Source organism: Nocardia sp. CY15 (assembly GCF_009829295.1).
GTDB lineage: Bacteria > Actinomycetota > Actinomycetes > Mycobacteriales > Mycobacteriaceae > Nocardia > Nocardia sputi.
On record NZ_VUOT01000035.1, the window covers coordinates 42,803 to 66,333 of the forward strand.

Here is a 23,531-nt window from a genome sequence, read left to right on the forward strand (position 1 = left end):
GGTAGATGCTCAGGCTGGTCTCGGAATTCGACGCCTGAACACAAGCCTGTCGATGACCCGTTCGACCTCGCTGGCGCCCTCTACCCGACAAGGCTGCCGTCGTCGACATGCAGCCCGGATCGAGACTCTGCGATATGCTGGCCCCGGGCAGCGCCTCCTGACAGGCCTGGGCTGCGGTGTCGACGTCGGCCCGCCTCGCCGCCTCCGTGCGCAATCCGCGCGACTTGCGGATCGCATGCCCTTCTTCTTCCCGGTCGTTTTCTGACACACCGGACGTTTGGGTTCCTCTCCCGAGATCGATCGCCGCATCACCGCCTTGTGTCATTCGGCCCGCCCGATACATCCGCACGACCCTCGACTACACACCGGAATGGAGTGAAAACTCATGAGCACCAACACAATTACCCACGGCACCGAGCGAGCGGTCATCGAGAACATGCTCGACCGCAACCGCGAAGCACTCATCGAGACCGCACGCGGCCTGTCCGAGGCCGATGCCCGCCGACGACTCGTCGCGTCGCTGACGACACCGATCTCGTTGATCAAGCATGCCGCTGCCGCCGAACGGATCTGGTTTCAACGGTTCTGGGCAGGACTCGACGAATCCGAATGCGATGGATACTCGCGCCGCGACGAGGGCACCTTCGCCGTCGCCGACGACGAGTCACTGGCACAGGTAATCGCCGAATTCGAGCGCGCAAGCCAACGATCACGTGTGATCGCGTCCCGCTTCGACCTCGACGACACCAAGGACAATCCCCGCGAGGGAAAGGTCAGCATGCGATGGACGCTGCTGGCAATGATCCAAGAGTTCGCCAGGCACGCAGGTCACGGCGACATCCTCCGCGAACAGATCGACAAGTCCCCACTGTCTCAGCCGAACTCGTGAAACTTCGGCACTACCGAGCAGATGTTCGGTGAACCCGGCTCGGCCTGATAGATCACCAGTTGCCGACCGGGCTTGTCCGGCACATCGAACGCTTGGAACGTCAAGTCGTTGTGAGCGATCGCCCGGGCCTCCCCACCGACTGCCGCCTGACGGTTCCGTGACGAATCGTGGAGCCTCATGTAGGACTTCGGGTGGGTTCTCGATCTCGGTGTGGCGCATGGTCGCGTCGAGGGAGCAGTAGTGGTGTTGCCAGGATGAGCAGACCGGCGAGGGTGATTGCGGTGCGGGGGCCGGTGAATCCGGCGAGCACGCCGAACAGGGCGGTCGTGGCGGCGATGCTCGTTTTGGTGGCGATCGACCACGCGGACAGGGTGCGGGCGACCAGGTCGGTGGGGATCTGGTGGAGCCGGATGGTGGCCGAAACCGGGTTGAACACGCCGCAGCAGGTGATCAGCCCGAGCTCGACAGCCGTGACGAGTACGAGGCCCGCAGTTCCGGGCCCGACGAATGCCAGCCCGACCAGCCAGCATGCGCGCAGCGAACCGGCGGTGAGCAGGACCGTGTGTTGTCCGTACCGTGCGACGAGCGGGCGGGCCAGGCGTGAGCCGATCAAGCCGCCGATGCAGGGTGCGGCGAACGCGAGGCCGTACTGCCATGGCGCGAATCCGAGCTGTCCGAGCAGAAGAACCGCCATGAGCGGCGTGGTCGCCATGATCAAGCCGTTGACGATCAGCACGTTGCACAACAGTGGGCGCAGCACCGGGTGGGTCAGGATATGGCGCCAGCCTTCGAGCAGGTCGGCGGCCCTCAGCCGGTGTCCGTCGATCCGGGCCGGGGGCGGCTTCTCCGGTCCGCCGATGGCGCGGATTCCCACGGCCGAGAGCAGGAAGCTGACCGCATTGGCGATCACGGTCACCACCGGGCCGAACAGTCCGACCATCGCCCCGCCGAGCGGCGGTCCGAGCATGGAGGCGGTCCAGGTGGTCGCCTCGAATCGCCCGTTGGCCACCAGCAGGTTCTCCTGACGGACAAGCGCTTTCAGATACGCCCCACTTGCCGCGGTGAAGGTGATGTCGGCAGCGCTGACAACGACCGACACGATCAAGAGTTGAGCGAAGCCGAGCCGGCCGAGTGCATACGTGGCAGGCACGCTCAGCAACAGCGCGAACCGAAGCAGATCCATCGCCACCATCACCGGCCGCTTGCGATGAAACTCCACCCAAGGGCCGAGTGGCAACGCGACCACCACCCCCACCGCCAGCCCCGCAGCCGCCAATCCGGACACCGCGCTCGGCCCGGCATCCAGCACCCGGATCGCGATCAGCGAAAATGCGTCGAACGCGAGCCACGTGCCGAGTGTGCTCACCGCATACGCCCCCCACAACCACTCGAACTGTCGCCCCAGCGACGGCCTACTCGCCATATCCGCGCCAGCTCCATCCGATCCGTACATCCCCGGTGTAGACCATCGACATCGAAGCGAACGGCGGCAACACGGTCAAACAACCGTGGCCCGACGAACCACAACCGGACGTTGTGCGGCCAGGTAAGAAATCCTGCCGAAGTGACAGCTATGCCACCTCGTCACACCGAAGCGGTCTCCCTCTGTTGCTCCAGTGAACCGAGGCAGCGACGGCAGCACCCGCGCCGGCCGGGCTGCTCCCTCTGCAAGACAACACGATTGACGGCGGGCGGCCGGGGTATGGCGAGGACAGGCGGCTCGCTCGATCAGCGTGCGGGCTCGAACTCGATGAATCGGAGAATATGATGCTCGGTCTCGGAATCCTCGGTTGGATCATCATCGGCGGTTTGGCGGGCTGGATCGCCAGCAAGATCATGAAAACTGATGCTCAGCAGGGCATTCTGCTCAACATCGTCGTGGGTGTTATCGGTGGTTTGCTCGGCGGCTTCCTGCTGAAGGTCCTGGGAGTCGACGTCGAGGGCGGCGGACTGTGGTTCAGCTTGTTCACCTGCCTCGGTGGCGCGGTTCTCCTGCTGTTCTTGGTCGGCTTGGTGACCGGCCGTCGCCGCGCACTGCGCTGACACCCCGATCGGCGGCACAGGCGCCCAACGCGCACGGCGACCTGTCTCTCCTCGTCGATCTCGGTGCAGATCAGCGCGTTGTCCGACATCGCACCGCACATACGAACGGCCCGAACCTTTTTGAAGGTTCGGGCCGTTACGTCGGTCGACATACTGGCGAGCGAAGACCGCACATCGCGGTCGCGTCGGTGGAATTCGATCGCGGTTGTCGCCAGTGCGCCACGGATGCGCAAGAGGGATCGGCGAGGAAGACGGAGAATGCGATGTCGCGGCCGAGTTCGCGCTCGATGAGGGTGTGCAGGCCGCTGAGCAGGAACGGTTTGCCCGGCCCGTCGGCACCGCGCCTGGGCGGAGAGGGGCGGTCAGGCAATTCTTCGATGTGCCCACACATCTCCCACGGTGCCACTGCACCACCATGCGTTCGCCCGGCACGGCTGAGGCATCGAAACCGGATAGCGCCGCCTCGCCGTCATCGAGTCCCTGCCTCGGCGGCCGAGCCGGAGGGCAGACTGGGAACGTGGTCGTTTATCAGGCCGATTCGCCGACATGGGCGATCGGCATCGCGAAGGCACTGGAGGACTACCTGCTTGCAGCGGCCGCCTTGCCGCCACCTGACGAGCAACCGGTCGTCCCCCATCAGCCCACAGGCTGGTACGCGCCCACCCCCGGCGGCCCGCCGAGCGGCCGAACACCGTGGATCCACCTGACCGCGATCTCGATCGCCTGTTTCGGCGAGACCATCGTCTTGTCCTTCCGGTGGAAACCGGACTCATCAGAAGGCGCCTCGACCTACCTGCTGCCTATGACCACCGTGCGCGCAGACCCGACTACCGGATCCGATGCCTTCATCACCCGCCTCGACTTCTTTCTCGACACCCAGTGGCGTGAGCGCCGCGTCTTCACGATCGGAGGCGAGACGCGGTTGGTGTCGATGCCACCGTAGTGTTCGGCGCTCGTGGCCGAAGGCGCGGCGAAAGTTCGAGGCTGGGCTTCCGGCGTGAACACGGCGCAATGGTGACTGGCATTGGTTCTGCCTCGACAGTGCCGGCGAACAGACAGTGCCGGACCGTCCCATCGGGGGGTGGCGCTAGCCGAGCAGTTCTAGGGCATGGGTTCGACGACTGCTTCGATTCGACACAAGACCCGCTTCGGTCACCGGGTGCTCGGGGCGCACGGATTCGGAAGTGCCGAGCCGGTGGCCAGATCGCAGATGCCGCTGGTCAAGATTTGGAGAGGGGCGGCGGCCAAGAGCACGAGAATCCCGATGACGTTGCCCTGCTGGAGAAACAGCAGCCCCGTGCGCACCGCCGACGATCCGTGGTCCACCGCCGACGAGCCGGTTCCGGTTCCGGTTGCGATAGCGGTCCCCGGCGCGGGTGGCGGGGAGGTGTCGACCGGCTGGGCCGCCGCACCGGCCGGGGTGACGACGAGGGCCGCCGCCGCGACCGAAGCGGCGGCCAGGCGAAAGGGGGTACGCATCATCGCGCTCCTAGGTCTTAGAATGACGATTAACATAATAGCGGCAATCGGGCATCAACGCATGTACATCACGGAGGATTGGTCTGCGTCGGCCGACAACGCACTCCCCTGGGTGCAGCCTAGAAGCGTCCCTGAACTGGCGTATAGAGCTAGCATCGCAGATCGAAGGTGACATACCGCAGCAAGCGGACCATCGCAGCAACCACCAAGCGCCGGAGTCGCTCAGTTTCTCGAATCGATAGTCACTTGATGCGATGATTCGTAGATATCCCCTCCGACGCGCACCTAAGTGGCTAACGACCCCGACGCCCGCCAGGTGGCGGTCCGGCATCGAACTCGATCTCTTCGGAACGCTCACCGCAGCTGCGATGCCCACAGTCGGCTGGGACCGGCACCTGATCTGTCGACCTCGCGCGAGTTCGCCCACTCACCAGGTCGAGAGCACCGCGGCAGCGCGTGTTCGCACCCCACCGGCATTGCGGCCAGAAGCTTCCGATCAGCGAGACACGGTTACGCCATGCGCACTGCGGCACCAACCGGACAGGGGCGTACATCCCGCGCAGCACCGGTTCGCTCGGACTTTCCGTTCGCCGCGAGGTGGATGATTCGCTGCGCCGCCGGTCCCGCTACCGCCCGGGTGTGGGAGGACTTGTGCCAACCGAAAGGCATCAGGTGGACTCGTTCGCCGCGTTCCTCGAGCCGTTCGGTGATTTCCACCAGGACGTCCAGGGTGTCTGCCAGTGCCGAAAGCACGTCTACGTCGGTGGCGGCGCTCATGAGGTCCCCGGACATCGGAAGATGCGCGACGCCGTCGATGACGACAGGCCCCGCGTCGGTCTCCGCGACAATGCGCTGCACAGTCCGCACGGCCGCGCCGGCCAGGACGAGGTCTCCGTGAGCCACGCCGACAGTCACGCGTAGGCAATCGTGGAAGTACCTGTGGACGCCGATCGCCGAGGCCGTATCGACCGCGCACGGGCCCTTGGCCGTCACCGTGTATTCGAAAAGACTGCAGCGAGTACTGATGATCTGCACGGCTTACCCCTCTTCCAGTGCTTTCACGGCATCGAGGTCGAGCACCGCGTGAGCGGTGCGGTCGATGATGCCGAGGCAGATCTCGTCCGGTTGATATTTCGGCTGAATGGCGCTGTGACCCATCGTCGCCAGCCAGATGAAATACGGGTACAGCGCCTGCTGCCGGTAGGCCAGCCACGCCGTGTCGAAATTGGGCGCCGGTGCGCCGCGGTCGGCGAGGCGGTCGAGATACACGGCCAGCAGCTCCCGTTCCCAGTCCCGCCGGTCGTTCACCGCGAGACCCGAGCCCATCACGTAGGCGACGTCATACGCCCAGCTGCCCCGCAGGACGACTTGCCAGTCGGTGAATCCCATGCGACCGTCTGAGGTGATGTAGGTGTTGCCGATGTGGCTGTCGCCGTGCAAGAAGGTCTGCGCACCGGTGCTGGCGATCTCCAGGGATCGCTGTAGTGCCTGATACAGCCGGTCGTGGTCGTCGGTCAGCGTTTTCGGCAGCACCGCCGCTGCCCGCCGGGCTCCGACCTGTGCACGTTTCGACATGCCGATCAACCGGTCGAGATTCGCGAAGTGCGCCTGCGGCGGCTTGAGCCACCGGTGCCGCCGCAGTCCGGCGTCGTTCCAGTAGCGGGCGTGCCAGGTCGCCATCGTGCACAACAGATCCTCCATCTGAGTGCGGTCGATCGGTGTCTGCGGTGTGCAGAAGGTGGCCCCTTTGGTGCTGACGATGTCTTCGAGCAACGAGATCGTCCGGCCCGACCGATGGTCGACAGCGCTGTGATAGCCGAGCGGGGCTTCGATGTCCAAGTCCGGCCGCAAGTGGGTGAAGAAGCCGGGCTCGCCGCCGATGATTCCGGCCAGGTCCAGGGTGAGACGCTGTTTGAAGTCCGAGGTGGTCTTCGCGAACAACTGCTCCGGCAGTCCCGCCGCCTGACCTACGGCGTTGTAGGTCACGCCGAGTTTCCAACGGGTAGAGGTGCCTGCGCTCACGTCCTGTGTCTCGAACGATGTGACGGCTGCGCCCGGGTGGCCGGCGCACAGCACGGCGGTCAACCATTCGGCTGTTACCTCACGGCCGGTCACCGGGACGTCGTCGGCGGTCCGGGCCCGCCGCCGTGTCACCGACTCCTTGGCGAGGTGACCACCTATGCGGACGATTCCCCGCATCACCTCCGATACGGGAGTGGAAGCACTGGACGCCAACGGATGTCTCCTCTGCTCGCTGGATTCGACTGCTGCACCTGCCCGAATCGCGCGCCGGGCATGCTCCAGGGACGGTATGGCAGCCGGGGGCCGGGAACATCCGTCGAACCGCGCAGAAATATCCGTACGATCTGCCGTCGGCGCCCGGCAGCTCGACCGGCCGGTCACTCGGGCTGCTTAAGCTCACCTGCATGCAGAAGTCCCTCGCGACGGTCTTCCTCGGTCGTGATGCCGAGATCGAGAACCTGGCGGCACTCGCGCGCCGGGTGGCGGCAGGGCAGGGAGCCGTGGTGCTCGTGGAGGGCGAGCCGGGCATCGGCAAGACCTCGCTGCTCGAGGCCGCCGGTATCCGCTTCACGGAAGCGGGCCTGCACGTTCGCGTCACCGCCGCCGTGGAACTGCAACGGGACGTGCCGTTCGCCGCGGTGCGCTCCTGGCTGGAGCCCGACGACACCACGCCCGGCGGTCCGGATCCGAGCCGCCCGTTGCTGCACAGCGGGGATCGCGCGGGCGACGCCGCGGCGACCCAGGAGTTCGCCGTCACCGAGCGGATCCTGGATCGCGTCGATGCTTGGTGCGCCGTCACTCCGGTCGCATTGATCGTGGACGACGTCCATTGGGCGGACACGTCGAGCCTGTCGGTACTGCAGCGGCTCTGCACCCTCATCGACGCATTACCGCTGCTACTGGTGCTCGCGGCCCGCCCGCTGCCGCCGGGCGCCGCGTTCGCCGCCCTGTCGGCCGAACTCGATCGACGGCAGGCCCCGGCGATCCGGCTCGGCGCACTGCCCGATTCGGCCGCGGCGGCGCTCGTGCGACATCTAGTCGGAGCTCCCCCTGGCCCGGGCTTATCGCGAATCGTGGCCGACGCGGGAGGAAATCCGCTTCACATCACCGAAGTGGTGGCCGCCTTGGCGCGCGCGAAAGCGATCACAGTAGTCGCCGAAGTCGCCGCTCCGGCGGTACCGGACGCCGACGAAGTGCCATCCGCCTCGCTGTCGGAGGCGATCACCCAGCGGCTCGAGCTCCTGTCCCGCCCCACGCGGGACCTGCTGCCGATGGCCGCTGTCATGGGACCCGTCATCGACGTCGGGGAACTGGCGGCGGTGCTGGACAGCCCGCTCCTGCACGTCTGGACGGCGGTTACCGAGGCGGCGGACGGCGGCCTGCTCACACGAGTGGATTCCGAATTGGTATTCCGCCACGACCTCGTGCGCGACGTGCTGGCAGGTCGGCTACCCGCTTCGCTGCGCACGAATCTGCTGCGCAGGGCTGGGCAGGTGCTGCAAGCGACCGGAGCGCCGATCGAACGAGTCGCGTACTACCTGTCGACGGGTGGCCACGAACTGGACAAGACAAGCCTCGACTGGCTGGTAGCCGTGGCAGGCAAGCTGATCGTGCGGGCGCCCGAGCTCGCGGTGCAGTTGCTGGGTCGCGCGGCGACCAAACCGGATCTGGACGGCGGTTCGCGGTCGGTGCTGACCCGCTGGCATGCCCGGGCACTGCTGTGGAACGGACGCGCCGCCGAGGCCGAATCCGTGGTGCGCACCGCACTGCGCACTCGGCCGGAGCACGACCACGATGTCGAACTGACGTGGCTGCTCGTCCAAGTCTGCCAATCCCACGGCCGGTTGGCCGAAGCCGTCGCAGTCGCCGAGACCGCCCTGTCCACGATGGATGTCGACGCCGAGGACGCGGGCCGACTTCTGGGCATGTCCGCACTGGACAATTTCTTCCTCGAGCGGTTCGAGGCGGCCGAGGAAGCCGGTCGGCGGGCCGCGGCAACGGGGCAAAGCACTGGTAACCCGCTCGCCACCGGATACGGGCTCATGGCCATGGGTGCGGTGCGCTACACCCGGGGCTACCTCGACGAGGCACTGGATCTGAGTACCCGGATCCTCGCCGTCTTCGAGGACGGGACCGGGTCGGACCAATTCGATCCGTACGTGTTGTACGCGCACTGCCTGATCGAACTAGATCGCCTCGCCGACGCCGAACAGACGCTGAAGACGGCGATCGGGCACAACCGCAGGATGCACGGCGTCTACCTCGCCGCCAATCTGCTCGCCAAGGCGCGACTGTATCTGCTCGACGGTCGCTGGGACGACGCGCTGGCCGAGTGCACGGCGAGCATCGAAGCGCCCGATGTCCTCGGGTACGCGCCCGTCGCACACAGTCTGGCGGCACTGATCGGCATCCACCGCGGCACCTTCCTGCCCGACCCCGACGGCATCCCCGCACCTGACGATCGTTTGGGCAGCACCGGGTACGCGCAGCTCCACCCCTGGGTCAAGGCGCTGACGCTCGAAGCCCGCGGCCACCCCGAGTCGGCGCTGGAACTGCTCGTCAGCACCCAGCAGCGGCTGGCCGATGGCCTGAGCGCGTCCACCCTGCACTACATCTACCCGGATATCGCTCGGCTGGCCGCGGACGTCGGTGACAAGCAGGCGGCTCGGGCGGTGGTAGCCGAAGCGGACGAACTGCTGGCACGGCAGAAGACCGCCGGCCGAACCGGGACGGCCCTGCTGTGCCGCGCTCTGGCGGACGACGATCCCGAGACCCTGTTCGCGGCCGCCGACGCGTTCCGGCAGTCCGGGTGGCCGCTGCACGAAGCCCAGGCACACGAGAACGCCGCGGTGCTGTTCGCTGCTTCGGGACGAGAAGCAGAGGCCCGCGGCGCGCTGGATACGGCGGTGGGGCTCTACGGACGCCTCGGCGCCTCGTGGGACAGCGCCCGTGCGGCCGCACGGGTGCGACCGCACGGTATTCGACTGGGCGTCCGCGGTCCGCGCAACCGGCCCAAAGCCGGTTGGGCGGCGCTCACGGATACCGAGCGCAAGGTCGCCGCGCTGGTGACCGAGGGCTACTCCAATTCCGATATAGCAGCGCAGATGTTCTTGTCCCGCCGCACTATTCAGTCCCACGTGTCGAATATCCTGGCCAAACTCGACCTACGCTCACGGCGCGAGATCGTCTCGGCGATGCCGCGTCTGCGGTGATTTCGGCACCCACCGCTCAATCGACTGACGCGATGTCCTTCCGAAGGACGGCGATCGTGGCGCGCAGGGACTCCACGGTGGGTGTCGGTTCGATGCCGAAGGCCGCGTTCGCGGCGGAGGAGTCGATGACGAACGGCCGATCGAACTGGTAGCGCGTCTCGCGCATCTCACGTGCGTCGGGATCGAAAAGTCCTGCGGCCCAGAGCATGGCGGCAGGCATCCGGCCTACGCGCGCGGGTGGCGCGTCCGCGACCGTCGCCGCGAGTGCGGCCAGTTCGCGGATGGAGAGAGGCGGTGCGGTCGGCGTGTGCCATGCTCGGCCCCAGGCGTTTTCGTCGTCGGCGACCGCGACCAGGGTCCGCGCGGTGTCGACGACATCGGTCCAGCTGTGCGCGGCGTCCGGATCAGCGGGGAACAATACCCGGCGACCGGCGAGCACGGCGGGCAGCGCCACCATGGTGAACGCCGATTTCGCTCCCGCGCCGAGGTAGTCCGAGCCGCGCACTTCGGCGGCGCGAACGCGGCCCGCCTGATGCGCGGCCAGCGCCCCGGCCGATATCTCCGCGCGAACCCGCCCCTTCACGCTGTTGGGGCGCAGCGGTTGCCGCTCGCCGATCGGGCCGTCGACCTGCCCATACCCGTACAGGTTTCCGACGCTGAGCAGCCCGGCTCCGGTCGCCTCGGCCGCGTGGAGCGCCGCATCGGCCAGGGGCGGGAAATCACTCGCCCAACGGTGGTAGGCGGGTTGGGCGCACTGGAAAACGACCTTCGCACCCACACAGTGCGGAATCAGCGCCGCGGCGTCGGTAGCGTCCGCGGCCACGCGCTCGATCGAGGAATGGTCCGGGCCGAGACCGCGCCGGGTGATCACGCGCACCCGCTCACCGCGTGCGGCGAGCAGTTCTGCGGTGGCCGACCCGACCGGTCCCGCTCCGATCACGACGTACAGCGACATGGCAACCATCCTGTCTAGCGTTCCGAATCGAGAACACTGTTCTCTACTGCCCAGAAGACTAATGTGAGCGCCAATCCAAGTCAAGAACAGCGTTCACTCTTGCATCAGCCATTCTCCGATCGGTGACTTGTTCTCTATACTGGGGGCATGTCCGCCCCGTCCCTGCGCGCCCGTGTCCGCTCCGAGATGACCGAGGAGATCAAGGCGGCCGCGCGCAGACGACTGGCGGCCGACGGCGCGAACCTCTCCCTGCGCGGGGTAGCGCGCGATCTCGGTATCGTCGCGTCCGCGCTCTACCGCTACTTCCCCAGCCGGGACGATCTGCTGACCGCCTTGATCATGGACGCCTATCAGGCACTCGCGACCTCGGCGGAAGCCGCCGAAGCCGAATTGCCCGCCACCGATCTGCGGGGCCGCTGGCTTGCGGTGTGCTCCTCCGTGCGGGATTGGGCGCTGACACATCCGGCTGAGTACGGGCTGCTCTACGGCAGCCCGGTGCCCGGTTACGAGGCACCGGAGGACACGGTGGCGCCCGCCGCGGCCGTCGTCTTCCGGCTCGTCGCCATCGCCCAGGAGGGAACGAAACAGCTCACGCCCCCGCCGCTTGCGACTCCGCTACCCGCATCGGTGCGCGCCGACCTGCGTCGCCTGATCGTGCAACAGTCCTCCGAACTCGACGAGGAAGTGCTCGACCGCGTCTTCGCCGGTTGGACCCATCTGTTCGGTCTGCTCGATTTCGAGATCTTCGGCCGTTTGGACAAACTCATCGACGCCCGCGCCGACTACTTCACCCACCACATGAACCTGATGGCCGACCTGGTGGGCCTGCCCTGACATCGGCTCACGCGTGAGCGTGGGCCCGAACAGGTCACCGGCGAATACACGGCAACGGCGTGTCCGCCCTGGAGTCGAACAACGGGGCCGCCGAGCGACGCTACGGTGACAGCACCGAGATTCTCCGCGTTCCATTCGACCGACGACCATGACTCATTCGTGGAGGAACATTGCCGAGCTCGTTCACTCGCAGGGGATTCCTTACCAGCGCGGCCACTTCGGCGACGGCCGCGGCCGCCGTTTCGGCAGGGGCCGCCCCGGGCAGAGCACGGGCGGACACCGATCCGGACAAGCCGAACATCCTGGTGATCATCGTGGACGAGATGCGGACACCCGTGTGGTTTCCCGATCAACAGGCGTTGGACTCCCTCTTGCCGAACATCGCTCGAATCCGCCAGGGCGGCGTATCGTTCGAGAATCATTACACTGCGGCCAACGATTGCACGCCCGCTCGTGGCTGCCTGCTGACCGGCCTGTACGCGCAGCAGACCGGGGTCATGGTCGTGTCGGAGTCGACCTTGTCACCGCTGTTCCCGACGTGGGGGTCGATATTGCGCGACCACGGTTACGACACCACCTACTGGGGCAAGTGGCATCTCGGCAGCTATTCCGATCGCACGCCGGGCGCGCTGGAAGCCTACGGTTTCCGCGGCGGCACCTATCCCTCCCCGAACGGCGCGCCCGGTCAAGGGCTGCAAGCGGATCCGAAGATCGTCGACCAATTCGCCGACTGGTTCCACAACGACTCCGGCGACGCGCCCTGGTGCACGACGGTGTCGCTGGTCAATCCGCACGACATCCAGTGGTGGCCGCGCTGGACCCGTCGCGATCAATTCAACGCCGATATCCCCCGGTGGATGAACGAGCTGCCACCCAACTTCGAGTCCCTCGAGCAACTGTCGCGCAAGCCCCGCCTGCAGACGGCGTTGGTCGAGGTCTCGGCGGTGGCGTTCGGGGCGGCGCCCTACGGGACGCCGGAAGCTGTGCATGCCTGGATCGAGATGCGCAATCTGTATCTGTGGGCTCAGCAGCAAGTCGACATCCAGATCGGCCGCGTGCTCGACACTCTGCACTCGCGCCCCGACGTGGCCGCCAATACCGTCGTCGTCTTCACCTCCGACCACGGCGATTACGCCGGTTCGCACGGCCTGCACGGCAAAGGTGGGGCCGCCTACGACGAGGCGCTGCGGGTTCCGCTGTACGTCCACGACCCACGCGGCTACCTGAGCCCGGTCGAAGGCACGGGCACCAGGGACCAGCTCACCTCCAGTGTCGATTTCACTCCCCTGCTGCTCACCATCGGCACCGGCGGCGACGAATGGCGCGGCGACGGACGCTACGAACATCTCAGCGGGCGGCTCGACCTCGCCGCCGTCTGCCGCAATGCGGCTGCCCCGGGCCGTCCCTGGGTCGCGCACACCACGGACGAGGCCTCCATCGAAGAGGCCGCGATCCTGTTCAACCAGAACGCCCCCGGCCACGTGGCGATGGTGCGCACCGCCGAGGCGAAGTTCGCGTCGTATTCGCATTGGGTGCACGGGCAGATCCAGATCGATCCGGCGGCCGAGCAAGAATTCGAGCTCTACGACTACAGCACCGACGGTGGACGCCTCGAACTCGACAACCAGGCCGCTACCGGCAATCCGTTGCGCGCGGACATGGAGTCGCTGCTCGACAACATCATCCGCACCGAGATCCAACAGCCGCTACCGCCGTATCTGCGGGCCGCCCAAGAGGAAGGCATCGGCGACTACATCTCGGCGCAGACGAACATCTTGATCAAAGCCGAACGGATCGGCCACGCCCTGCTGGATGCCGTGCCCAGGCCGTCCTGATCGGGCGCTGCCACTCCGATAGCCCCGTGCGGCGGTAGCGGGCTCCGTTCGACACCCTTCGAATCATCACGACGCAAACCGTCGCGCCCTCCCGCCGCCGCCGCGCATGCTCGGAGCGGGTGCGCCGTCGGTGGCCCGAGCCGGATCGTGCCCGGTTCGGGCCGCCGATACCGGCGGCCGCGCCATGGTCTGCGGGACGAAAGAGGGTGTCGAATGGGTGTTTTCGCGCTCGGCGTAGAACTCGACGGTGAGGGGTTCCACCCCGAGGCGTGGCGGCGAGCCGCGCACACACCGGACCGCCTGCTCACCCCGGACACCGTGCGCGGGCGGGTGGCCGCCGCCGAGAACGCCGGATTCACCCTGGCCACCTTCGCCGACTCGATCCTGCCGGAGCAGGCGATACCCGGTCGCATCGACGCGGTGACCCGCGCATCGTTCGTGGCTGCGACGACCAGCACGATCGGACTGGTCCCCACCGTGGCCACCACCTACGCCGAACCGTTCCACACCGCATCACAGGTGGCGTCGCTGGACTATGCCTCGCGCGGGCGGGCCGGTTGGATCGCCGAGCGCGTCGACGACCAGCGCGCCGCCGCTGCCTGGGGGCGCCAGCCGGTAGTAGGAGACGTGAATCTTGCGCGCGAGCAGGAGGATTCGATCGAAGTCGCGCGCCGCCTGTGGGACTCCTGGGAGGACGACGCGGTGATCCGCGACTACGTCAGCGGCCGATTCTTGGATCGGAACAAGTTGCACTACATCGACTTCCAGGGCGAGACCTTCTCCGTGAAAGGGCCGGCTATCGTGCCGCGCCCGCCCCAGGGCCAGCCCGTGGTGTTCGGCGCCGAAGGCTCGGTCGACGTCCGGTTCGTCGCCGCCGATTCCGTCGCGACGGCCGCCGAGGCGGCGGCCGCTGCACGCTCCGCCGGGGACCGGCTGATCTTCGCCGAGGTCGAAGTCACCCTGGATGCTGCCGGGGTCCCCGCCGTGCGACGATTCGGCGAAGCCACTCCCCGTTCGTCCGGCCGACTGGCATTCTCCGGTCCGGCCCCGGAGCTGACCGACCTGCTGACCGAGCTCAGCGCCCATCTCGACGGAGTGCGGCTGCACCTCGCGGTGATCGATGAGGACCTGCCCGTGCTCGCGCGCGAGGTGCTGCCCGCCTTGCTGCGCACCGGGGTCGCGCGCCGTCCGATCCCCGGTTCGACGCTGCGCGCCAACCTCGGGCTGACCCGCCCCGCCAACCGCTACGCGACCACGCGCTGATCCTCAGGAGATCGTTTCCGTGACCGACTTCCTGCGCCCCGACGCTCAGATCCACTTCGGCGTCTTCTTCCAGGGCGTGAACCACACCACGATCTGGTCAGACCCCTCCAGCGGCTCGCAGATCGATTTCGAGACCTTCCGCCGGGTCGCGCAGACCGCCGAGCGCGGCCTGTTCGACGCGTTCTTCCTCGGTGAGGGCCTGCGGCTGCGCGAGCAGGACGGCGCGATCCTGGAACTGGACATCGCGGGTCGCCCCGACGCGATCACCCAGCTCGCCGCGCTGGCGGGCATCACCCGGCACATCGGCCTGGTCGCCACGCAGAACACCACCTACAACGAGCCCGCCGACCTGGCACGCAAACTCAGCGGCCTGGATCTGCTGTCCGGTGGTCGCGCGGGCTGGAACGCGGTCACCACGGACAACGCCTGGACCGGCGCCAACTTCCGGCGCGGCGGATTCCTCGACCACGCCCTGCGCTACGAACGCGCCGCGGAGTTCGTGGCGACGGTGCGGGCGATCTGGGACGCCTGGGACGACGGCGCGATCGCGACCTCGCAGCAGAGCCCGTCGTGGGCGCGTCCGGAGGCGATCCATCCCGTGGTGCGCGCGGGCGCACACTTCGACGTGACGATCACCCCCACGCTGCCGCGCAGCGCCCAAGGGCATCCGGTGATCTTCCAAGCGGGCGACTCACCGGCAGGCCGCGATTTCGCCGCGGCGCATGCCGACGTCATCTTCTCCAGGCACGGAACACATTTCGACGACGCGCTGGCCTTCGCCACCGACATCCGCGCACGCCTGCGCGCGGCGGGCCGCCCGGAGGACGACATCCGCATCCTGCCCGGCACGCAAATCGTTCTCGCGGAGAAGGAATCCGAGGTCGAGGATAAGGTCCGCTGGGTGAAGAACGGGCAGTACACCGGCCAGACGGCGCTCTCGCTGGCCGGTCAGATCTGGGGCCGCGACCTGTCCGAGCTCGACCCCGACGGCCCGCTGCCCACCGACGACCCTCAGCCGCGCGCGATCTCGGAGACGCGCGGCGCACCGCGCTCCGGACAGGACCCGGTGGCCATCGCCCGCCAATGGCGCGCCAGGTCCGAAGCGGAGAACCTTTCCCTGCGGGAAGTCGTGATCGCCTCCACCGAACGCTCCGGCTTCGCGGGCACCCCCAGCCAGGTCGCCGACGAACTGGCCCGCTGGGTACGCCACGGCGCCACCGACGGATTCAACATCTCGCCCCATCTGGTCCCGACCGGGTTGGACGAGATCGTGGACTGGCTGATTCCCGAACTCCAGGAGCGCGGCGTGTACCGCACGGAGTACACCGGAACCACGCTGCGCGAGCACCTGGAATTACGCGATCCGCTCACTCGGCGGAGCTGACCGAGGACAGCCACTTCCTGTCAGACAGACACGACCGTAACGGTTCGAGTCGTCGCCCGAGGTATCCGGAGCGGGTGCGGTGAGGATATCGGCTACCGCACCGCCGTACCACACTGTTTGGACCGGATCACCCCGCAGAGCACCGACGCATCCCATCCGTTCGAGGAATTCCCTGCCGAGCATAGAGACCCGTTGATGGTACAAATTCACCCTTATCGACCTAGCGAGATGCGTGCATAGACGTCCCATGAATAACAGAACTCGCGGCGCTCGAGTAGAACCATCGCCACCTCCATGACCGGTACATCCGCTCTGCGGTTGGCAGTATGTATTTCGACAAGATCAATAGGTATGGACGAGAGCCCTTCGGAGGCCGGGTAGGCAATCGTCACATGGGGAACGAATATCGACTCTTTGACTGGGGCTTCAGGCAAGACGGATAAGGTTGCCGAACGCAGCGCATCGCGAAGGTTTCGGACGCGCTCGGCGGGCGATACCTTGAAACCTATTGCACCACGAAGGTTGCCCGGTTGCTCGATAGTCAAGGTGAAGGAATTTTGATCCTGGAAAGCGCGCCGAGCAGCGGTGACGATTGAATCGAGCTGCTCCAGTCCACTCTCACCGTCATATGCGATTCGATCCAGTGTTAGATGCAGACCATCCGAGGGGACCGGATAGAAGTACGTTGTGTCTATCGCTTGCTGACACTCTTTGGTCAGCGCGTGGAGGTCCGGAGCATGCTCAAAAGTGATGAACCAGTAGTAGCCCAGTGGCCCAACGCTACGATCGCGCCGTTTATCGTCCGCGTTACTCATCTCGCTCATCAATGCTCGTCATGTTCGCTAGCGCCTCTCGTACAGCACGCAGTTGTGACGCGTCTCCCCACCTGGCCGTGGCATCATGCACGAACTCCGAAACCCTGCGGGGAACTTGCATCATAGGCTTACCCGGTGACACGCCGAGGGCATCGAGCATGATGCTCGTGGCGGCATCCCAGTCGGCATCTTCGGCCAGGACGTGTGAGCGCGCCAAGTCGATCATCACCAGCGAACGACCCCATAGAGAGTTCGTGTCGTTCATCTCGGGCAAAGCAAGCTTTGCATACTGTTTGACCTTCTCTGGCATTGCCAAGGACAGATACGCGGTCGCCGCGTTCCCGGCCACTTGCGCTGGAGTGTAGCTTTCGAGCGAGATACTGGACGGAACGACCGCCTGTGTGCTGTGGTGCGACAAGCTTTCGTATGCCTGATCGACCGCGCGGTGTACACCCTCGACATCACCGAGCTTTCCCATCGCCCGTGCGACCCCATTGATGGCAAGGCGGGCGTGCTGCGGCCCGCAACCAGCATGAGCCAGGCCGTCTTGTGCGTATCGCAGCGCCTCGTCGTACTGTCCCGCATAGTATTCGCAGAAACTTTGCAGGCCGCGTGCCCATGCTAGGAGATTGTTGTCCTGCGCATAGTCGCCGAGCTGGACGGACTCTAAGCAATAGACACGGGCGAGCGAAAAATTTCCGGCCCCGACTGCGATGTAGCCAAGGAGTCCTGAGGTCTCACTCGCGATCTCGAAAAGTAGACCTCGCTGTCTCGGATGACCACACTCGTCAATGAGTTCATCAAGCCAGACACGCTGCTTTTGGAGGGCCGGAACCAACTTGGCTGGATCAATCGTTTCGTACTGCGCGATGGTCTGACGCGTACTGCTCTGCAGCTGCTGAAGAATCTCGGGATCGATCGAGCGGCTCAGCTTGTGGACGCGAGCCAGTACGGTGATCAACTCTGCACTGACCCCCGATCCCGACGTGGCGGCTCGGTGGCTTCACTGTCGTCTGTGTGTGACGTACTGATCGCCTCGCCATCGGCAGACGCAGCACTTGCATGCGTCGACCGGCGGGATGGCGGCTGGTGCCGTGCCCTCCATGCAGACTCCCCTTCAGCCACGATTTGCTCGAACCGCGCCCGGTCTTCTGTGGTTGCTCGCTGGTCGAGCGTGATGTCCAGGATGGCCTGTGTATTCGAACGCGGCCTGACCGAGCTGAGGCCCGTCCGCCAATTGTTGACAGTCGTCGTCTCCAGTCCCAGCAAGGCGGCGAAGTCTCGAACCGATCGCCTCATGGCTTCTTGCAGCGCCACCGCCTCGAAGCCCGTCCATGCCCGCCCTCTGACCATTGCCATACCTTACGATTTGCCGCCTGAGCTGGGGAAATGCGCACGTTAGACCAACGTTACCCGACCATTACACGGTCGCACCTGCCAACGGTCAACGGGCACGGTTGAACCGGTCCCCGGCGCCAAGCCGACGCCGCACCTCTAGGGCGGCGCATCCGCCCCGGTGAGCCGGAGTGGGTGGCGAAAGCCCTTGGCGCCGGGGACCGCGTTCAGCCCTCAGCCACATTGCCGGGAAGGTGCTCTTCGATGCCCTATGCGACTCACGCTGTCCACCGGCCTCTCCGCCCGTCCCAGCGTGTCCGGCACATCCACATCGAATCCGGTGCGCTCAGCCTGGATTACCAGGCCGGCGCCGAGCAAGCGCAGAACGTTGCCGACGAACTGAAGCAGGGCTTCCCGGAATTCGTGGTCACCGTCGATGACGAAGTCCGTGCCGATCTGCCGCCGCTGCCCTGCGCCGGGCTATGGGACTGAGCCCGATTCTGCCGCTTCCACCGTCAGTATCCGAGCCCGAAAGGAACCTATCCGTGCCGTCTGACTGTCAGCCGCCGAAGCGTTTCGTTCTCGGCATCACTCCGAATTCGCCGTCGGCCTTCGCGGTTCCGGCTGTCGAGGCGCGGCCCGATCAGCCGCCGGATGCAGGACCGTTCCTGCGGGTATGTGCCGGGATGGAAGAGCCAAGGAAGAGCCAAGGAGGATGAACCCACAGGCGGGAGGGGCGTCATGATGTACTCGGATCCGCTGCCGGACAGGACGTTTGTCCAAGCAGACGGCATGCTCGCTGAGTTCATTTGCCACGCGCATCTACTGGAGCTGACTGTTCAACGCGCTCGTGAGCTTCGGCACATCCATAGATTTCACCGCCCGGACGAGTGCATCGTGCATCTCGAAGTGGCCTCTCCATGCTGCTGATCGTGAGCGGCGACTGAGTTGACGACCTCAGTCGTTTGGATTCTGTGGCCGAGTTCGGTGCTCTTTGCCGCAGTATTGAGCTTTCGAGTCGGCGCCGATTGGAACTCGACCAACTCCGCTGGGCGGCATCGGGCAGAGATGGCACCGAGCCAGGACACTGGGGAATGCGAGCTGACGGACGAACCTGTCTCGGAAGACGGACGGGAGCCGGTCGGGGCCTCGGATATCCGATGGCGGAGCGTTGAGGACGATACGGAGGTGCTCCCACGGCTACAGGATCTTCGGCCTTCGATGCGGCGCACGCCGATTCGGCGGCCTCCGTGGGTCTGAAGAACGCGAACGATTCAGCCCCTGAGAGGCCGCGCGAATTACTCGGCCGTATCAGCAGTGGCCAGCCTTCGAAGCCGACCGTGTCGCATTCCGCGCAACGCCTCTTGGCGTAGCGGCAGGTGGGCCACCATACCTACCAACCAAAGGTCGAGAACAGTTCACCCTCGGCGATATGCAATACCGCTGCGCGGCAGTAATCGATCATGCGGTCCGGCAGCGCATCTGCCGAGAACCACCGGAGCTCGTGGCACTTGTCGGGCTCCAGATTCGTCGGCGCACCTTGCCAGGACCGTACGGTGAAGAAGAACGCCATCCGGCCGCCGGAGGACGAGTTGTGCATGACGTGGCTGAACTGCACGTCGGCGGGCGAGATCGCGACGCCGATTTCTTCCCGCGACTCACGTATCAGGGCTTCGATGACCGATTCGCCGGCCTCCAGATGACCCGAGGGCAAGTGCCAAGCGCCGTCCTCGAATCCCGTGTTCTTCCGTCGGCCGAACAGCACTTCGTCGCCGCGGCGCAGAACCAGATGAACATCGCCGGTGACCTTGTGGCGCTCGGGCTCGGTGCTGTGACCGGAGTCGGCCGTGACGCTCATGCAGCGTAGTCCTTCCACCCGCATCGACTCTGTCGAACATGCGTCTTCCAGGCTCCCGAACGGAGTTCGGTGAATTCGAACCGCGCGAACGGCCGCAGGAACCCGATCGGAGCCGCCGTCTCGATCGGACGACGGCTCCGGCTTTCGCGTCTACCTCAGAGCACGGCTTCGATCGCCGCGACCAGTTCCGGCGCCTCGGGCGTCGTCCTGGGGCGGAAGCGGCCCGCGACCTTGCCGTCGCGGTCGATCAAGAACTTCTCGAAGTTCCACTGGATGTCACCGGCGTTGCCTTCGGCGTCGGGCGTGTCCACCAGGCTCTGGTAGAGGGCGTGCCGCTGTTCACCGTTGACGTCGGTCTTCTCGAGCAGGGGGAAATCGACGCCGTAGGTGGTGGAACAGAACTGCTGGATCTCCTCCGCGGTGCCCGGTTCCTGGCCCATGAACTGGTTGCACGGCACGCCGACCACGCTGAAACCGCGCGGGCCGAAGGTGTTGTGCAGTTCGACCAGGCCGGAGTACTGCGGTGTCAGACCGCATTTCGAGGCCACGTTGACCAGCAGGACGGCGCGGTCGCCGACCAACTCGGCCAGCGTCGTCGGCTCGCCGGACAGTGTGCGCAGCGGAACTTCTCGAAGGCTCATACGTATCCGTTCTCGATTCCGTGGATCCAACCCCGACGGCCACGCTACCGGATCGGCGGAATCCTGACCGCCGCGTGCGCGCCGGTGCAGAACCGCGCTCAGCGCAACCTGGTCCGGCGCATCAGCCGCAGCGACGTCAAGGTCATCTTCAGCTGCTTGTCGTACGGCTGACCCGCGCGCGCGGCGAGCACCTGCTTCTTGAGCACACCGACGTTCACCGTGTCGGTGTACTTCAGCAGCCCCTGGTCGCCGTGCCGGGTGCCTACTCCGGACTGCTTCAGGCCACCCGACGGCGTGCCTTTGGCGGCGTAGGTGGCGACGAAGCCGTCGTTGATGTTGATGTTGCCCGCTTGCAGCTGCGCGGCGATCCGCTGGGCGTGCGCGAAGTCCCGGGTCCACACACTGGCGTTCAAGCCGTAGTCGGTGGCGTTGGCCAGGCGCACCGCCTCCTGCTCGTCGTCGAACGGGTACACGGTGACGACCGGGCCGAAGGTCTCCAGCGTCGCGTGGGTCATCTCGGGGGTGACGCCGGTCAGCACGGTGGCCTCGTAGAAGGCCGGACCGATGTCGGGGCGCGCCTGCCCGCCGACGTGCACGGTGGCGCCTTTGGCCCGAGCGTCCTCGACGTGAGCGGCGACCCGCTCCAGATGCTGCGGGGAGACGAGGGAACCGAACTCCGGCGTGTAGTCGTAGGAGCCGCCGATCTTCGCGTTCAACTCGGCCGCGGCGGCGGTCAATCGGCGCAGGAATTCGTCGTGGATGGCGCGATGCGCGTAGATCCGTTCGATGTGCATGCACGCCTGGCCGGAGTTGGCGAACGCCGCGAACACCGCACCGGGTATCACCTCGTCCAAGTTCGCGTCGGCGAGCACGATCATCGGGTTCTTGCCGCCCAGTTCCAGGCTGCATCCGATGAGGTTGCGACCGGCCTGCTCGCCGACGATCCGGCCCGTGGCGGTGGAGCCGGTGAACATGACGAAGTCGACATTGTCGATCAGGGTCGGACCGATGTCGGGACCTTCACCGCACACCACCTGGACCAGTCCGCGGGGCAGCCCGGCGCGGTGCAGCAACTCGACGCCGAAGAGCACGCACAGCGCGGTCTTGTTGTCCGGCTTCAGCACGACGCCGTTGCCCGCCATCAACGCGGGCACGGCGTCGGACAGGGCGATGGCGAACGGGAAGTTCCACGGCGCGATCACCGCGACGAGACCTTTGGGACGGTGCTGCTCGGTCGAGCTGGTCAACAGGGGCATCGGGCCGCCGCGCCGCTTGGGCCGCAGCACCCGGCGCGCGGTCTTGAGGTAGTGGCTGATCACCATGGGCACGTCGCAGGATTCCTCGACGGCCATGCGGCGCGTTTTGCCGCACCCGATCTGAATGAGGTCGGCGATGGTCTCCACCTCGCCGAGGATCAGCTCGTGCACCCGTTCGAATACGCGCAGCCGCTGTCGCAGCGGCAGTGCGGCCCAGTCGGCTTGCGCCGCTCGGGCTTCGGCGCAGGCGGCCAGGACATCTCGCGGCGTCGACTGCGGAAGCACGCCGACGGGCGCGCCGGTGTAGACCTCGGTCATCTCGAACGGCGCTGCGCTACCGTCGGCGGCGACCGAGCCGGTCAGCCGCGCCATCAGCTCCCCGGTGATCCGGGCGGGCAGGGCGGCCGTCGCCTTGTCGGTGTGTGCTGTGCTCATCGTGTCTTCTCCATGACGTCGGGCATCGCCGCAGGTGCCGGGCCGGACAGTGCGACTGAATTAGAACACGTTCCGATTTTGGTTTCATCGTATTCGCCCCGGCGCGCTGTGCCTACCTGCCTGGAGCGAAGATTTCCGCTCACTCGTCCGCGACGATCGACAGCGCCTGGGTCGGGCAGTAGCGGACCGCGCGCCGCACATCGGCCTGGGATCGCGGGTCCGTGACGGCATCCAGGATCTCCACTTTGCTGCGCTTGGGGACGTGGAACGCCTCCGGCGCCTCGTCCTGACAAACGGCGTGACCCTGACACAGGTCCAGATCGGCCAGCACTCGCATCGTCGGCTCTCCTTCTATTCCTTCGACTCCGCGCCGTCGGCGAGGGGACGTATCGGCGCCTCGGGTTGCACCTCGACCAGAACCAGGTGCGCGCCCCGGGGCGTGGACACCACGGCGACCACGGCGGCGGCCAGGTCGCTCGCGCGCAGCATGTACGGATGCCTGGCGAATCCCCAGGCTTTCCAGTCCTCCAGCACCGGGCCGACGGTCTCCGGCGTGGAGTCCATACCCATGCCGGTCAGGGTCGGGCCGGGCCGGACCAGCGACATGCGGATGCCGCTGCCCTCGAGCTCCATGCGCATCTGGGCTGCCATCGCTTCCAGACCCGCTTTGGCGGCGCTGTAGGCGCCCGTGCGGGGACGCGGCTCGGGCGCGCAGTCCGAGCTGATCAGCACGACGTCGCCGCGCTGCCTGCGCAGCATGCCGGGCAGCACCCGGTGCACGAGACGCTGCGCGCCGACGAGGTGAACCTGCACTTGGCGCAGGAACCGTTCCGGGTCCATCGCGTGCGCCTGGCCGAACTCGATGTCACCCGCGCTGGAAACCAGCATCTCGGCCGGACCGAGCGCTTCTTCGGCGGCTTGTACGAACCGCTCGATGGAGTCCGGCTCGGTGATGTCGAGCTGGTGGGCGAAGGCTTCGCCGCCGTCGGCGCGAATCTTGTCCGCGATTTCCGCGCACTGGTCTGCGCGTCGCGCGCCGAGCGCGACCGGGTGGCCGAGTTCGGCCAGGGCCACGGCGGTGGCCGCGCCGATTCCGGAGGAAGCGCCGGAGACGAGCGCGGGCCTGCGCTCGGGGTGAGGGGCGAATCTAGGCATTATCGGGTCTCCACGGTGATGGGCAGGTGCGCGAAACCACGCACGTTGGACGAATGAACACGCACGATCCCCGACTCCACGACCTCGAAGGACCGCACCCGCGACGCGAACTCCCCCAAC

The 23,531-nt window shown here is 66.4% G+C and carries 21 protein-coding genes and 1 pseudogene; 9 read left to right on the plus strand and 13 right to left on the minus strand.

What is annotated here, in order from left to right:
• Positions 1–385 precede the first annotated feature (385 nt).
• Complete coding sequence (locus GVY39_RS28345; RefSeq protein ID WP_159929889.1) at positions 386–889, plus strand: DinB family protein; 504 nt, start codon at positions 386–388, stop codon at positions 887–889.
• 175 nt (positions 890–1,064) lie between these two features.
• Here GVY39_RS28345 and GVY39_RS28350 read toward each other — a convergent pair whose 3' ends face one another.
• Entirely contained in the window at positions 1,065–2,312 is a 1,248-nt protein-coding gene (locus GVY39_RS28350) for an MFS transporter (RefSeq protein WP_159929887.1), read from the minus strand.
• Positions 2,313–2,656: 344 nt separating this feature from the next.
• Here GVY39_RS28350 and GVY39_RS28355 point away from each other — a divergent pair, with 344 nt between their 5' ends.
• Both GVY39_RS28355 and GVY39_RS28360 read left to right on the plus strand, forming a co-directional pair.
• Positions 2,657–2,932: a GlsB/YeaQ/YmgE family stress response membrane protein gene (locus GVY39_RS28355; RefSeq protein WP_159929945.1), complete on the plus strand. Its 276-nt coding sequence runs from the start codon at positions 2,657–2,659 to the stop codon at positions 2,930–2,932.
• Between the two features lie 517 nt (positions 2,933–3,449).
• On the plus strand, positions 3,450–3,875 hold the full coding sequence (locus GVY39_RS28360) for a hypothetical protein (RefSeq protein ID WP_159929885.1): 426 nt from the start codon (positions 3,450–3,452) through the stop codon (positions 3,873–3,875).
• A 209-nt stretch (positions 3,876–4,084) separates the two neighbouring features.
• On the opposite strand, the gene GVY39_RS28365 is transcribed toward GVY39_RS28360, so the two are convergent.
• From GVY39_RS28365 to GVY39_RS28375, 3 genes are all read right to left on the minus strand, one after another.
• Positions 4,085–4,414 (minus strand): hypothetical protein, encoded by a 330-nt coding sequence (locus GVY39_RS28365; protein ID WP_159929883.1) that lies wholly within the window; start codon positions 4,412–4,414, stop codon positions 4,085–4,087.
• 507 nt (positions 4,415–4,921) lie between these two features.
• Positions 4,922–5,446 (minus strand): hypothetical protein, encoded by a 525-nt coding sequence (locus GVY39_RS28370; protein WP_159989369.1) that lies wholly within the window; start codon positions 5,444–5,446, stop codon positions 4,922–4,924.
• Between the two features lie 3 nt (positions 5,447–5,449).
• On the minus strand, positions 5,450–6,646 hold the full coding sequence (locus GVY39_RS28375; protein ID WP_236565716.1) for a phosphotransferase: 1,197 nt from the start codon (positions 6,644–6,646) through the stop codon (positions 5,450–5,452).
• Positions 6,647–6,837: 191 nt separating this feature from the next.
• On the opposite strand from GVY39_RS28375, the gene GVY39_RS28380 reads away from it, so the two are divergent.
• On the plus strand, positions 6,838–9,645 hold the full coding sequence (locus GVY39_RS28380; RefSeq protein WP_159929879.1) for an AAA family ATPase: 2,808 nt from the start codon (positions 6,838–6,840) through the stop codon (positions 9,643–9,645).
• 16 nt (positions 9,646–9,661) lie between these two features.
• Here the strand turns inward: GVY39_RS28380 and GVY39_RS28385 are convergent, their stop codons facing one another.
• Positions 9,662–10,600: an NAD-dependent epimerase/dehydratase family protein gene (locus GVY39_RS28385; RefSeq protein ID WP_159929877.1), complete on the minus strand. Its 939-nt coding sequence runs from the start codon at positions 10,598–10,600 to the stop codon at positions 9,662–9,664.
• Between the two features lie 147 nt (positions 10,601–10,747).
• Between GVY39_RS28385 and GVY39_RS28390 the strand changes: the two genes are divergently transcribed.
• The 4 genes from GVY39_RS28390 (at position 10,748) to GVY39_RS28405 (ending at position 15,916) form a co-directional block, all read left to right on the plus strand.
• Entirely contained in the window at positions 10,748–11,434 is a 687-nt protein-coding gene (locus tag GVY39_RS28390) for a TetR/AcrR family transcriptional regulator (RefSeq protein WP_159929875.1), read from the plus strand.
• Positions 11,435–11,604: 170 nt separating this feature from the next.
• The gene (locus GVY39_RS28395; protein ID WP_159929873.1) at positions 11,605–13,269 is read left to right on the plus strand and encodes a sulfatase-like hydrolase/transferase; all 1,665 of its coding nucleotides are present in this window, start codon (positions 11,605–11,607) and stop codon (positions 13,267–13,269) included.
• A 213-nt stretch (positions 13,270–13,482) separates the two neighbouring features.
• Positions 13,483–14,532: an LLM class flavin-dependent oxidoreductase gene (locus GVY39_RS28400; RefSeq protein ID WP_159929871.1), complete on the plus strand. Its 1,050-nt coding sequence runs from the start codon at positions 13,483–13,485 to the stop codon at positions 14,530–14,532.
• A gap of 19 nt (positions 14,533–14,551) precedes the next feature.
• The gene (locus GVY39_RS28405) at positions 14,552–15,916 is read left to right on the plus strand and encodes an NtaA/DmoA family FMN-dependent monooxygenase (RefSeq protein WP_159929869.1); all 1,365 of its coding nucleotides are present in this window, start codon (positions 14,552–14,554) and stop codon (positions 15,914–15,916) included.
• 212 nt (positions 15,917–16,128) lie between these two features.
• Here the strand turns inward: GVY39_RS28405 and GVY39_RS28410 are convergent, their stop codons facing one another.
• Together GVY39_RS28410 and GVY39_RS28415 are read right to left on the minus strand one after the other, a co-directional pair.
• Positions 16,129–16,740 (minus strand): 2'-5' RNA ligase family protein, encoded by a 612-nt coding sequence (locus GVY39_RS28410; RefSeq protein ID WP_159929867.1) that lies wholly within the window; start codon positions 16,738–16,740, stop codon positions 16,129–16,131.
• Positions 16,724–17,692: a hypothetical protein gene (locus tag GVY39_RS28415; RefSeq protein WP_159929865.1), complete on the minus strand. Its 969-nt coding sequence runs from the start codon at positions 17,690–17,692 to the stop codon at positions 16,724–16,726. The genes GVY39_RS28410 and GVY39_RS28415 overlap by 17 nt, the downstream gene beginning before the upstream one ends.
• 638 nt (positions 17,693–18,330) lie before the next feature.
• Here GVY39_RS28415 and GVY39_RS28420 point away from each other — a divergent pair.
• A complete protein-coding gene (locus GVY39_RS28420; RefSeq protein ID WP_159929863.1) occupies positions 18,331–18,558 on the plus strand; it encodes a hypothetical protein in 228 nt (75 codons plus the stop codon).
• 901 nt (positions 18,559–19,459) lie between these two features.
• Here the strand turns inward: GVY39_RS28420 and GVY39_RS28425 are convergent.
• The 6 genes and pseudogenes from GVY39_RS28425 to GVY39_RS34745 all read right to left on the minus strand — a co-directional run.
• Positions 19,460–19,924, minus strand: coding sequence for an NUDIX domain-containing protein (locus GVY39_RS28425; protein WP_159929861.1), 465 nt, complete (start codon positions 19,922–19,924; stop codon positions 19,460–19,462).
• Positions 19,925–20,079: 155 nt separating this feature from the next.
• Positions 20,080–20,565, minus strand: a complete 486-nt coding sequence (locus tag GVY39_RS28430; RefSeq protein WP_159929859.1) for a glutathione peroxidase — start codon at positions 20,563–20,565, stop codon at positions 20,080–20,082.
• A 98-nt stretch (positions 20,566–20,663) separates the two neighbouring features.
• Complete coding sequence (locus tag GVY39_RS28435; RefSeq protein WP_159929857.1) at positions 20,664–22,256, minus strand: succinic semialdehyde dehydrogenase; 1,593 nt, start codon at positions 22,254–22,256, stop codon at positions 20,664–20,666.
• Between the two features lie 139 nt (positions 22,257–22,395).
• Positions 22,396–22,593 carry a ferredoxin gene (locus GVY39_RS28440; protein ID WP_159929855.1) on the minus strand — a complete coding sequence of 66 codons (198 nt, stop codon included), beginning with the start codon at positions 22,591–22,593 and terminating at the stop codon, positions 22,396–22,398.
• A 14-nt stretch (positions 22,594–22,607) separates the two neighbouring features.
• Positions 22,608–23,411, minus strand: coding sequence for an SDR family oxidoreductase (locus tag GVY39_RS28445; protein ID WP_159929853.1), 804 nt, complete (start codon positions 23,409–23,411; stop codon positions 22,608–22,610).
• A pseudogene (locus GVY39_RS34745) lies at positions 23,411–23,531 on the minus strand (cytochrome P450); the annotation flags it as partial. The pseudogene GVY39_RS34745 and the gene GVY39_RS28445, both read right to left, overlap by 1 nt.

Bases quoted from the DNA above. Each gene is read 5' to 3' on its own strand.
- GVY39_RS28345 (WP_159929889.1), top strand. From the start codon at position 386: ATGAGCACCAACACAATTACCCACGGCACCGAGCGAGCGGTCATCGAG.
- GVY39_RS28440 (WP_159929855.1), bottom strand. From the start codon at position 22,593: ATGCGAGTGCTGGCCGATCTGGACCTGTGTCAGGGTCACGCCGTTTGT.
- GVY39_RS28350 (WP_159929887.1), bottom strand. From the start codon at position 2,312: ATGGCGAGTAGGCCGTCGCTGGGGCGACAGTTCGAGTGGTTGTGGGGG.
- GVY39_RS28355 (WP_159929945.1), top strand. From the start codon at position 2,657: ATGCTCGGTCTCGGAATCCTCGGTTGGATCATCATCGGCGGTTTGGCG.
- GVY39_RS28425 (WP_159929861.1), bottom strand. From the start codon at position 19,924: ATGAGCGTCACGGCCGACTCCGGTCACAGCACCGAGCCCGAGCGCCAC.
- GVY39_RS28385 (WP_159929877.1), bottom strand. From the start codon at position 10,600: ATGTCGCTGTACGTCGTGATCGGAGCGGGACCGGTCGGGTCGGCCACC.
- GVY39_RS28400 (WP_159929871.1), top strand. From the start codon at position 13,483: ATGGGTGTTTTCGCGCTCGGCGTAGAACTCGACGGTGAGGGGTTCCAC.
- GVY39_RS28390 (WP_159929875.1), top strand. From the start codon at position 10,748: ATGTCCGCCCCGTCCCTGCGCGCCCGTGTCCGCTCCGAGATGACCGAG.
- GVY39_RS28430 (WP_159929859.1), bottom strand. From the start codon at position 20,565: ATGAGCCTTCGAGAAGTTCCGCTGCGCACACTGTCCGGCGAGCCGACG.
- GVY39_RS28410 (WP_159929867.1), bottom strand. From the start codon at position 16,740: ATGAGCGAGATGAGTAACGCGGACGATAAACGGCGCGATCGTAGCGTT.
- GVY39_RS28435 (WP_159929857.1), bottom strand. From the start codon at position 22,256: ATGAGCACAGCACACACCGACAAGGCGACGGCCGCCCTGCCCGCCCGG.
- GVY39_RS28445 (WP_159929853.1), bottom strand. From the start codon at position 23,411: ATGCCTAGATTCGCCCCTCACCCCGAGCGCAGGCCCGCGCTCGTCTCC.
- GVY39_RS28420 (WP_159929863.1), top strand. From the start codon at position 18,331: ATGCCCTATGCGACTCACGCTGTCCACCGGCCTCTCCGCCCGTCCCAG.
- GVY39_RS28380 (WP_159929879.1), top strand. From the start codon at position 6,838: ATGCAGAAGTCCCTCGCGACGGTCTTCCTCGGTCGTGATGCCGAGATC.
- GVY39_RS28365 (WP_159929883.1), bottom strand. From the start codon at position 4,414: ATGATGCGTACCCCCTTTCGCCTGGCCGCCGCTTCGGTCGCGGCGGCG.